General features: G+C 40.1%; 7 protein-coding genes. 3 read left to right on the forward strand and 4 right to left on the reverse strand.

The annotated features are described in order from the left end of the window. Nucleotides 1-337: 337 nt before the first annotated feature. The 3 genes from H514_RS0122025 to H514_RS0122035 all read left to right on the forward strand — a co-directional run bounded on the left by H514_RS0122025 (nt 338) and on the right by H514_RS0122035 (nt 4,459). Complete coding sequence (locus H514_RS0122025) at nt 338-1,969, forward strand: acetolactate synthase large subunit (protein WP_027448915.1); 1,632 nt, start codon at nt 338-340, stop codon at nt 1,967-1,969. 11 nt (nt 1,970-1,980) lie between these two features. After that, nucleotides 1,981-3,414, forward strand: a complete 1,434-nt coding sequence (locus H514_RS0122030) for an aldehyde dehydrogenase family protein (RefSeq protein ID WP_027448916.1) — start codon at nt 1,981-1,983, stop codon at nt 3,412-3,414. A 163-nt stretch (nt 3,415-3,577) separates the two neighbouring features. After that, entirely contained in the window at nt 3,578-4,459 is an 882-nt protein-coding gene (locus H514_RS0122035; RefSeq protein WP_027448917.1) for a C40 family peptidase, read from the forward strand. 56 nt (nt 4,460-4,515) lie between these two features. Here H514_RS0122035 and H514_RS0122040 read toward each other — a convergent pair whose 3' ends face one another. The 4 genes from H514_RS0122040 to H514_RS23775 form a co-directional block, all read right to left on the reverse strand. Continuing rightward, nucleotides 4,516-5,178: a type 1 glutamine amidotransferase domain-containing protein gene (locus H514_RS0122040; protein ID WP_027448918.1), complete on the reverse strand. Its 663-nt coding sequence runs from the start codon at nt 5,176-5,178 to the stop codon at nt 4,516-4,518. 129 nt (nt 5,179-5,307) lie between these two features. Then, nucleotides 5,308-6,171: a GNAT family N-acetyltransferase gene (locus H514_RS24150; protein ID WP_051255286.1), complete on the reverse strand. Its 864-nt coding sequence runs from the start codon at nt 6,169-6,171 to the stop codon at nt 5,308-5,310. 63 nt (nt 6,172-6,234) lie between these two features. Next, the gene (locus H514_RS23770; protein WP_051255287.1) at nt 6,235-7,605 is read right to left on the reverse strand and encodes a cytochrome P450; all 1,371 of its coding nucleotides are present in this window, start codon (nt 7,603-7,605) and stop codon (nt 6,235-6,237) included. Between the two features lie 107 nt (nt 7,606-7,712). Further along, nucleotides 7,713-8,261, reverse strand: coding sequence for a GNAT family N-acetyltransferase (locus tag H514_RS23775; RefSeq protein ID WP_051255288.1), 549 nt, complete (start codon nt 8,259-8,261; stop codon nt 7,713-7,715). Nucleotides 8,262-8,610 lie beyond the last annotated feature (349 nt).

Here is an 8,610-nt window from a genome sequence, read left to right on the forward strand (position 1 = left end):
TCGCCTACCCGAGCGAATCCACCGCTTACCCGAGCAAATCCATCGCCTACCCGAGCGAATCCATCGCTTACCCGAGCGAATCCACCGCTTACCCGAGCGAATACTGTCCCTTCCCAATAGACCACAGACCACCGCACTCCACAAAAGCTCCGGAACTACCCCGCACCAGCTTATTCCAGATAACTGCCATATAATTGAATAAGAACCTTTGAATATTTTTATACATAAAATTATATCTCCCTCTCCTACTATTCCATTAAAGTAAACAGATTTCCCATGTGTAAAATTCCCACTTTGTAGAACAATAATGAAAAATATGAGCAAAGGGGTTACATATATGAAAGTTGCAGAGTTATTTGTGAAATGCCTTGAGCATGAAGGTGTGGAATATATTTTTGGTGTTCCTGGTGAAGAAAATATTGATTTGATGGATGCTCTAAAAGATTCATCCATTCAATTTGTTGTAACCAGACATGAGACAGGTGCGGCGTTTATGGCTTCCCATTATGGAAGACTTACCGGAAAGCCTGGTGTTTGTCTTGCAACACTTGGTCCTGGTGCTACGAACTTACTGACGGGTGTAGCAAATGCGAATATGGATCAATCCCCGATTGTTGCAATTACGGGGCAAGCTGGCTTAAACCGTCAGCACAAGATTTCGCATCAGTATTATGACTTGGTATCTGTGTTCGATCCCGTTACAAAGTGGAATGCACAGGTTAAAAAAGCAGAAATTGTACCTGAAGTGATACGGAAAGCGTTTCAAGTTGCAAATCAAGAAAAGCCTGGCGCTACACATATCGACTTACCTGAAGATATTGCTGGAATGGAAGTAGAAGCCAATCCATTAGAAATCAGAAGAGAACCCATATCCATTGCCTCTGATGACATGATCCAAGATGCTGCAGAACTAATATCACATGCGAATTCCCCTATTATTCTGGCAGGGAATGGAATTACACGAGATAACGCATCTAAGAACTTACGTCAATTTGTAGAAAAGCATCAAATTCCAGTCGTTCATTCCTTCATGGGGAAAGGAGCATTGTCTTGGGATCATGAACTTAGCTTACTAACTGCAGGAGTAGACAATGACTATCCATCATGTGCATTCGCTGAGGCTGATCTGATTATCCCTGTAGGTTTTGATATGGCAGAAGTTGCACCTAAGAGTTGGAACCCAAATGGAGAGACGCCAATTCTTCATATCGATAGTCAGCCAGCAGAGACCGATGAGTACTACCCTGTAGAAACAAGTCTTATTGGGGACATTAGCTCCAACCTCGACAAACTAAGTGAGAGCTTATCTCCCAAGAAACGTGACCTCACTTGGGTAGCTACCATTCGTGAGAAGGCTCTGGGTGAGCTCAAAGAATTCGAGAACGATACCTCTTTCCCAATGAAACCGCAAAAAATCATTTCTGATTTACGTGCTGTGTTAAACAAAGAAGACATTGTTATATCCGATGTTGGGGCTCACAAAATGTGGACTTCTCGCTTGTTCCATAGTTATGAGCCGAATACATGTCTGATCTCAAACGGTCTTGCTTCTATGGGGGTGGCTGTACCAGGGGCGATTGGTGCTAAATTAGTTCATCCCGATAAAACAGTCGTTGCCTTATGTGGAGACGGAGCTTTTCAAATGACAAGTGCGGAGCTTGAAACAGCTAAGCGACTGAAACTCCCCATTGTCGTTCTTCTTTGGCGTGATGAAGGATACGGTTTAATTAAATGGCACCAACTAAAACATTTTGGTCGCGCTTCTCATATTGATTTTACGAATCCAGATTTTATTAAGCTAGCGGAAGCTTACGGATTTGAAGCGATGCAAATTAACGCAGGAGACACCTTACAAGATACGTTACAAAAAGCGATCTCCTTAAACAAACCAGTCCTTATTGATTGTCCTGTTGACTATGACGAGAACATGAAATTGACAGAGAAGCTAAAGAATATGCAATGCGAATAGGAGGCAGCAAAATGCAAATTGGATCCATTATAAATGGTCAGGAACGAAAAGAAGACAACCGAAAAACAATGGATGTTTTTAACCCTTATAATCAAGAGCAAGTCGCAACGCTTATGTTAGCGACAGAAGATGATCTAAATGAAGCTGTTGAGAGTTGCTTTGAAACCTACCATAACAAAATGAACCACATGCCTGCTCACGATCGTGCTGATATTTTAAGAAGAGCAGCTGATTTACTTGAAGAGCGTGAAGAGGAATTCGCACAAACCATCGTCCAGGAAGCTGGAAAGCCTATTAAATACAGTAAAGGTGAAGTGCAACGTGCGGTGCAAGTGATTCGTTTTGCATCTGAATTAGCTAAAAACATCTATGGCGAAGTAATCCCTATGGACGCAGCAATTGGAGGCCAAAACCGTATGGGATTGGTGAAACGAAAGCCATTGGGTGTAGTGGGAGCGATCACCCCTTTCAATTTCCCATTGAACCTCTCCTTGCATAAAATTGCACCAGCCATTGCAGCAGGAAATACGGTCGTGTACAAGCCAGCAGAGAAAACACCTCTTTCCGCTTATAAGCTTGTACGTCTTTTTCAACAAGCAGGACTACCTGATGGAGCATTAAATCTTGTTATTGGAACAGGAAAAGAAGTTGGAGAGCCGCTTGTCCAGCATGATAAGGTGCAAAAAATCACTTTCACAGGAAGTGTTCCTGTTGGGAAAACCATTCGAGAATCAGCTGGCTTAAAAAAGGTGACGCTTGAACTTGGCTCTAATTCACCGAATATCATCTTTAATGATGCCAATCTTGAAGAAGCAGCGGAAGGTCTCGTAAAGGGTGCATTTGCCTTTTCAGGTCAGGTTTGTATTTCTGCTCAACGCATTTATGTGCATCGAGATATTTACGACACATTCCTAGAGAAATACGTAGAGTTAACGAAGGCGTTATCTATCGGGAACCCTGCAGATGAGGGTACAGATTTTGGACCAATGATTAATGAAGATGAAGCAGAACGGGCAAAACAATGGATCGATGATGCAGTAGAAAAAGGAGCTAAAGTGCTTACCGGAGGAAAACGAGACGGAACGATTTTAGAGCCTACTATTATGTCGGACGTAAAGAACGATATGAAAATTATTGCTCAAGAAGTATTTGCTCCTATTGTATCGGTAATGCCATTTGATACTGAAGAAGAAGTCGTTCGAAGATCCAATGATTCTATTTACGGCTTACAAGCAGGCGTTTTTACTAAAGACATGGATCGCGCTTTCCGTGTTGCTGATCAGCTTGAAATGGGTGGCGTTTGGATTAATGAGATCTCTACCTACCGCCAAGATAACCATCCTTATGGTGGAGTCAAGCAGAGCGGCATGGGCAAAGAGGGCGTAAAATATGCCATTGAAGACATGACTGAAATGAAGTTTATCGGAGTAAAATTAAAGGGATAATTTCTCTCGCATGCAGTTGAATAACTGCATGCTTTTTAATTTCATAAATATGGTTACAAGCCCACTAATTACTAGTTTAGAGCCTTATTATTTTTGTTACGATAAGCATGTACTATATATTTTTCAAACAATTAAGACGTTTCAACAGGAGGCTAAACACAACATGAAAAAGTCACTTTTCAAGAAAATCGCTTTTGCAACATCTATCCTAAGCTGCTCGGCTTTTGCCACAAGTGTCAGTGCGCAATCTATTACTGTGCAATCTGGAGATTCACTTTGGAAGCTTGCTCAAAAACACGATGTTTCTACACAAGAGCTTATTGAGGCAAATAACCTTTCATCCAATACTCTACATATCGGGCAATCCTTAACGATCCCAAGTAACATGTACACTGTGCAACCTGGAGATTCACTTTGGAAAGTTAGCCAAAGGTTTAACACGAGCATCCAAGCCATTAAACGAGAAAATCAACTATCTTCTAATGTTTTACATGTTGGACAAGATCTTTCTGTCCCAGAACAAGCTGGTACACCATCCACCTATCATGTGCAGTACGGAGACACATTATGGATCATCTCTCAAAAGTTTGATGTTTCCATCCAAAACATTATGGATTGGAATGACCTCTCTTCCACTCAGCTTTATCCTGGGCAAACATTGAACTTGAAAAACCACCAAAACCACCTAGCGACCAATATGATTGAAACAGCTAAGCAATACATGGGGACACCTTATGTATGGGGAGGAGACTATCCTTCTCAAGGATTCGACTGTAGTGGATTCTTACAATATGTGTTTGGTAAACATGATGTAGAGATTCCACGAACCGTTGCTACGATTTATCAGGAAGGGACTTTTGTATCTAAGCCAGAACGTGGAGATCTTGTCTTCTTTGAAACGTATAAACCAGGTGCATCACACGCTGGAATATACCTTGGAAATGGAAAGTTTGTACACGCAAGCTCTTCTAAAGGAGTCACAGTGAGTTCAATGAGCAATGTGTACTGGGAACCAAGATATCTTGGTGCAAAGTCTTATTATTAAGTTACTCCTTGATTAAAAAAAAGGCAAAAGGATCAATCTCCTTCTGCCTTTTTCTGTTACTGTTCTACCTTCTGCACAAACTTACGAGCTGTTGCTAAGCTGGATTGTGGGTTCTGCCCTGTAACGAACTTTCCATCCGCTTCTACGTGCTCCGTATAGTTTGGTTCAGCAAGAAAATGTGCACCGTGTTCTGTTAAGCGCGTTTCAAGTAAAAATGGAACTTTTGAATCAAGCTGCGTATCTTTCTCTTCTTCATTGGTAAAACCAGTCATCCGTTTACCATCTACAATATACTTCCCATCACTATCCTTCACACCCACAAAACCAGCAGGTCCATGACAAACCGAGCCAATGACTTTATCTTCATCAGCAAAATGTTGAAGTACTTTTTTCATAGCTTCGTTGTCAGGGAAATCCACCATTGTGCCGTGTCCACCAGGCAAGAAAACACCATCATATTTTGAAGGGTCTACTTCATCAAGCTTCACTGTATTTTTCAGTGGCTCCATGACGCCATCCCATTCATCCGGCTCTTCACCTGAAATACTGTTTGGGTCAATCGGAATCTCACCACCTGCAACACTGGCTGTCGTTACCTCATAACCAGCCTGTGTAAATTCCATATATGGCTCTGCATATTCCGACAACCATAAGCCAGTTTTATGATCATCATCTAACCAACCTGCATTTGTCACAATCATTAAAATATTTTTAGACATTCAAATACACACTCCTTCGGTGAAAAGTGTTTACGTTACTACGACTGTTTATAACACAAATTGGACTTGTTTAAACCTATCCCACCTTCATATGTATGTGTAGGTGTAAGGAAATGTAGGGCAGGGCGCTTACTTATTATTTAACGTTTGTAACATCCAGACTTGTTTAAATGCTTCTTGAAATCCAAGTGATAACACAGGTTCAAACAAAGCATTAGAATGTCTTACATTAATAATCGTTCGTTTTAAATTCTTATCTGCATATAAGGCCTGATTTAAAAATGCTTGAATCAAAGGTTCATCACCTTGATAAGCAGGATTCATCTCTAACTGATATACAGCAATTCTTGATAACTCTCCGTACTCTTCTTGCTTTTTTTGAACTGTATAACCAATGAGCTCCTCCCCTTTATAAAAACCTCTAATGAACATCTCTCCTGCCTGATCTTCATGGCATTGCCATGGAAGTTTCACGGGATACCATCCAATTTGAGATAGATGTTCAGGAGATAATTGCTTCTCAAGTAACCTTATTTCAAATGTTGAATGAATTTGTCCATTATGTTGTAAAATGGACAAATGATCTTCTACAATATAACCATGTTTTTCATACAAATGAATAGCCGGATCATTATCACTCACTGCTTCTAATGTTGCAAGCTCAACGTTTTCTTGTTCATAGAGTTTTAGGGAGGCTTCAACTAGCTTATGTCCAACACCTTGGTCACGGTAGTCAGGATGAACCCCCGTTCCACCATTCCAAGATGTTTTAATACCTCCACGTTCTTTTATTCCACTAACCAAGATCCCAATCGGTTTAGCATCATCAAAGGCTACATGAGAATATCTAGGGGACAGTTTTTCCTGTACGGTCCGTTTCAAAAATGCATCCGTATCCATATGTAAGTCTGCTACATATCCTTTAAACCCTTCATTCCAGGCTTCTAACACTTCATTCAAGGAACAATATTCCAATTGTTTCACATGAATCACACGCATCTCCTCCTATTCTTAGGTAATATATTCGGCAAAAGTACGTGAGATCCTTGGTGTAAATTAAATCAAATGTTTTTCTCGATGCTTCACATTAATGACAAATTGATCAGGTTTTAAAGTGAGCATCTCTTTAATCTTTAAATGATATTGATCCTTATCAATGAGTTCAAAGTTTTTTAAGATCATCCCTAAAACTAATGCTGCTTCATGCATAGCAAAATATTGCCCTATGCAAGCCCTTCTCCCATTCCCGAAAGGTTTATATGCATGCCTAGGGATTTCTTTTATCGCCTCAAATCTTTCAGGAATAAAAGCTTCCACATCATCACCCCAGACCTCTTTATTTCTATGTAATTGAGGTAGAAGAATCATAACTTGCTGTTCTTTATGAATAGGAATACCTTCTCCAATAACCGTATCTTCTAATGCTTTTACTGCATAAGCAGGTGCTGTAGGCCATAAACGAAGCGTCTCTTGTAACACCTTTCGAATATATGTGAGCTGTTTAACTTGTTCATATGTCGGTATGTCATCTATAAAAACCCTGTCTACTTCCTCATAAGCCTTCTCTAATTTCTCTTGATTTTTCATCAGAAAATATATTGCAAAAGAGAGTAAGCCACTTGTCGTTTCATGTCCTGCAATTAACAATGTCATAATTTGATATCTAATGTTTTCATCCGTTAAATTTTCACCTGTGTTTGGGTCTCTCCCTCTTAACATATGAGAAAGAAAATCTCCCTCTCCCTCACATTCAGAACTTCTTCTTAATGCGATAACTTCATCCACTAATTGAAACATTGTCTGGATATCTTTTTGGAATTGTCTCTTGGTTTTCACCATTAAACTTCTTTGAATACTAGATCTTTGAATTTGTTTCATAGATTCTTCTAAGCCACGAATCATACTTGCAATAAATGGGTGTAACTCATCATTTTTCAAACTATGAAATCGATAGTTAAATCCACATAACCCGATCGTATCTAATGTGAGTCTTGTCATATCTTGAGAAACATTAAGCGATTTGAGGGTTCCCCATTTTTCTAACAATTGTAAAGTGATATCGACCATCTTATCATGATAGGTTTTCATAGCTTTTTGACTAAAACACGGTCTCAAAATATGATGGGCTTTATACCAATTTGGGTCACTAGATTCCGCTGTAAATAAACCATCACCAGTAAATGCTTGAACGTTTTTCAAAGCAGGACCAATTGTTTTTGTGAAAAGCGATTCATCACTTAGTTCTTTAACAAGCAGAGGATCAGATACAATTGTACTTACTCGACCAGGTAATCGAAATTGAAATATAGAACCATACTCATCAGCTAATGTCATAAAGGATTGAACCATCTTACCTTTCTTTAGTAATGGCAAATTGCCTAAAGGTCCATATGACTTAGGCAGAGGAAGTTTAGAAATTCGAGTCAAAGTAACCATTCCTTTTTATTTAATACACTCACTATATGACCTGATCATGTTCTGTATGTTTTCCACCATTAAAAAACGCTCCTCATAACGAGAAGCGTTCCTGTGAATTATACATGTACCTCATATATACAGTGACCACCGTATGCATCCACTTTATCTTTTAATGGATAAAACTGTTGATAGTAATTGTTCAATCCTTCATTGCTTGCTAGACAATCAAATCTGAGCTTGTTTTTTCCTTCTTTTTTAACATAGGCTTCTGCCCATTTCATTAACGCTGCGCCTAATCCTTTTCCGGCATATTCACGAAGAACAACTAATCGATGGAGATACATGGCTCCCTCATCCTTTGCCTCGTCTCCCCAAAGATCAAAATCAAACTCACTAGCTTTGGGTTCTAACGTAAGGGATGCAATGACTTCACCTTCTTTTTCAACAACGAAGGTATTTCCGTTCTCCATAGATTCAACCACTTCACCAGCGTTTCCTTCGAGATCCTCTCGATAATAATCCCATTGCGTCGTTCCCTTTGTTTCAAGCCATTTCGATGCATCGAGTAAAAGGCTGAGAATGTCTAGTAGATGCTCAGGTCGTGCTTGGCGTAATTGATAGGTTTCACCTTTTGCTTCTACGGTCATAAATGAATCTGATTGCATATGTTCACGTCCTTTTCTATTCTCTTTTCATTAGTTTCGATATAATTTGTTAGAATCCTTTTTACTAAGAATCTGTTGTTTACTTAGTTCCATTAAAGCCCCCTTATGTGGAAGACTTGGATTCGAGATAAGTTGAGTATGGTTCCGTTACTTTAGTGGAGAGCGGCGGGCGGGGGAACGGGGGGCGTTCCTGCGGACGAAGCGCCGAGCCTCCTCATTCGCAAGCTCTCTGCGGGGTCTCGTCACTCCGTTCTTCCGCTGGAGTCAACCCGTTCCACAGCCCACCTTGGCCGAATGGTGACTAACGGAACCACCGTAGTTCTGGGATGAGGTGTTCTAATTCCAGGTA

Source organism: Pontibacillus marinus BH030004 = DSM 16465 (assembly GCF_000425225.1).
In the GTDB taxonomy this organism is placed as follows: Bacteria; Bacillota; Bacilli; order Bacillales; family BH030062; genus Pontibacillus; species Pontibacillus marinus.

Bases quoted from the DNA above. Each gene is read 5' to 3' on its own strand.
- H514_RS23775 (WP_051255288.1), bottom strand. From the start codon at position 8,261: ATGCAATCAGATTCATTTATGACCGTAGAAGCAAAAGGTGAAACCTAT.
- H514_RS0122040 (WP_027448918.1), bottom strand. From the start codon at position 5,178: ATGTCTAAAAATATTTTAATGATTGTGACAAATGCAGGTTGGTTAGAT.
- H514_RS0122035 (WP_027448917.1), top strand. From the start codon at position 3,578: ATGAAAAAGTCACTTTTCAAGAAAATCGCTTTTGCAACATCTATCCTA.
- H514_RS0122030 (WP_027448916.1), top strand. From the start codon at position 1,981: ATGCAAATTGGATCCATTATAAATGGTCAGGAACGAAAAGAAGACAAC.
- H514_RS0122025 (WP_027448915.1), top strand. From the start codon at position 338: ATGAAAGTTGCAGAGTTATTTGTGAAATGCCTTGAGCATGAAGGTGTG.